This window comes from Arthrobacter sp. K41 (assembly GCF_059089645.1).
Window position 1 is genome coordinate 1 of record NZ_JBNHEW010000014.1, and the last position, 2,309, is coordinate 2,309.

1 protein-coding gene and 1 rRNA gene are annotated in these 2,309 nt (G+C 62.9%); both read left to right on the forward strand.

Features of this window, described 5'->3' with window-relative positions; all coding sequences use genetic code 11:
• Positions 1–70 (forward strand): 5S ribosomal RNA (gene rrf, locus AC5RTE_RS17150); the annotation flags it as partial.
• A gap of 734 nt (positions 71–804) precedes the next feature.
• Entirely contained in the window at positions 805–1,158 is a 354-nt protein-coding gene (locus AC5RTE_RS17155; RefSeq protein WP_494042581.1) for a hypothetical protein, read from the forward strand.
• The last annotated feature ends 1,151 nt before the right edge of the window (positions 1,159–2,309 follow it).

The following is a 2,309-nucleotide window of genomic DNA, read 5'->3' on the forward strand; positions in this document are numbered from 1 at the left end:
GGAAGCTAAGACCCACAGCGCCGATGGTACTGCACCCGGGAGGGTGTGGGAGAGTAGGTCACCGCCGGACAACCATTACCAGTAGGGCCCTGACAAACGACGTCAGGGCCCCACTGCTTTAACCACCACACCACACCGGCCAGCACCGGCAGGGCCCTGACCAACCGTCAGGGCCCCACCGCTTTAACCACCACGAAACGAGTGACACGTTCGGAGTCAGTCATTTGACCCGGATCCTGGCCAGCACTGAGGCGCAGAGCTGGGGTACACGCCCAGCAGGTCTGCGAAAAGCCTTGGGGCCGCGGTGTCCGTGGAGGTGGCCGTCCCGCACCTTCCCCTCCTCCTTTCCTGCCTTTGCTTCCGCGGGGGCGAAGTGGCTACCCAGCGGGGCTGGAACGTGGTGGTTGATGATTTTGGCCACGCAGCGGCAGGGACGCTCGTGACGCGCCTGCACCACAACTCGACGCCTTGATTCGGTAATCCGGTGAAACCTACTCCTGGTGGAGGCGAGCAGGGCGGACCGGATATTGACGCCGTCGCGCGTGTTCCGCAAATGAACCTGAAGATCTCCGCCGGCGCCGAGGTGTGCGTCCCGCCGTCGGGCCGTGGTCTGCGGAGCGCTTCAGCCCGTCCCCTGCGAGGGCGACAGGTCCGCGGCGCCCCTGACCCACACACGTCTGCTCTTCGCACCATGCGAGTAAGTGCGCGATGGGTAAGGGCCCCGGCGAAATCAACGAGTGTCAGGAGCTTTTAGAGAAGTACCCGCGCTCGATGGCGGCTTGGCCTGGGAATGCTGGAGCGCAAATGACAGTTGCTTCGTCAGGCGGCGGCGGGCCCTTCGCCGGCAGTGGGGACATCGGTGAGCAAGTTCACGGCGGCAACTTGGTTACGGATAGGCCGGCGGAAGCGGACCGCAACCCCAGGCCGGGCCTGCTGGACGTCAAGAAGGTCATCGAACCGCAGCGCATCGCGGTGTCCACGGACTGGTCCGGCTTCACAACAAGGAACTGCCAGGACTTCGCGGCCACCGGTGCTTGCAGCTTCCGTTACGCGGTGCCGGCAGACGGCGGGGCCCGCGGACACAGGGGCGTGGACATCGCTTCCGCGGCGCCTCAGTCCGAGGCAGTTGTGAGCTTCCGGACAGTATGGCTTCGGTGACGCCCCGGTTCTGCCCGCGCCCGTCGAATCCGTGCACGTTCACGAGAGCCACCTCACTCTGATGGGTGGTGTTCAGCCGGATCATCGGTATGTCCATCTTGTAGATGGAATTCCGGTGGCAAGAATGGGCTTGGCGCTGTGGTGGGCCGCATATCGACCGCGGCTGGGAAATGGGTGGCCGATGAGCGGCGCACACCAAAAGGGAAGGACGCCCGCCTGGATATGAGGCACGCCCCGCGTGCCACATATCAATGGGGAGGCGAGCCCGGAAGGAAGGTCCGGCTTGACGCCGAGTGGGTTAGGCGAAGCTTTGACGTGGATTGGGCTCAACCTCAGGCTGGGTGATGCGACGTCCATCGTGAGCTGGTTAGCCAAGGCCCCATTCGAGGTATCAAGACGGGGGGAGGGAAGACTGACCGGGGGGTATTCGCTGCCTGATGGAGTTGGAGGTGAATACATGGGACCTCAGAAGTCCGGGGCTCGGACCATGGGTGCGCTCGGCCCCCTGGGGGTGCAAAAAGGCGCACTTGTCATCTCGGGCAGCCCCGTGCGTTGACCGGTCAGCCTATGGCCGGCTGGTTCACGCTGCAGGGGCCCACAGCTCGGGCTCGAACTCGCAGGTACCTGTTCTTGACCAGGTCCACCGGGGCCGCGGAACAGCTGCTTGTTGTCCCTCGGTGCCTGAGTACTGCTGCTGAAGCCCGGAAAGATTGCTCCCTGCTGACCTTCAATATCCCCAGCAACTCCCCTTGTAAGTGTGAGTCGGGTCATAGGGGTGGGGTGTGTGGATGGGAGGGTTTTTGGTGGTGTTGGGTGCCCTGCTTTTGGCGGGTTGGCGGGGGTTTTGGGTGGTGTGGGGTTTGGGTGGGGGTGGATTTGCGGGTTGGTGTGTGGGGGTGTATTGTTTTTTGAGTCGCCGCCGCTGTTGCGGAGAGTTTGCGGCCAACCCCCCTTTGAATGGCCTGGAATATGGTTCGCTTTTGGGCGTGCCTGTTTGGGTGGGGCCGGGTTCTTGAGGGTTTGTATCGCGGAGACGTTGATTTGCAAAGCTTTGGGGGTTCGGGTAAGTTTGAAAAGTTGCTCCGGAGCGATCCACGGCGTGTTGTTGTGGTGGTGGTGCCGGGTGTGTCTGTTGTTTGAGAACTCAATAG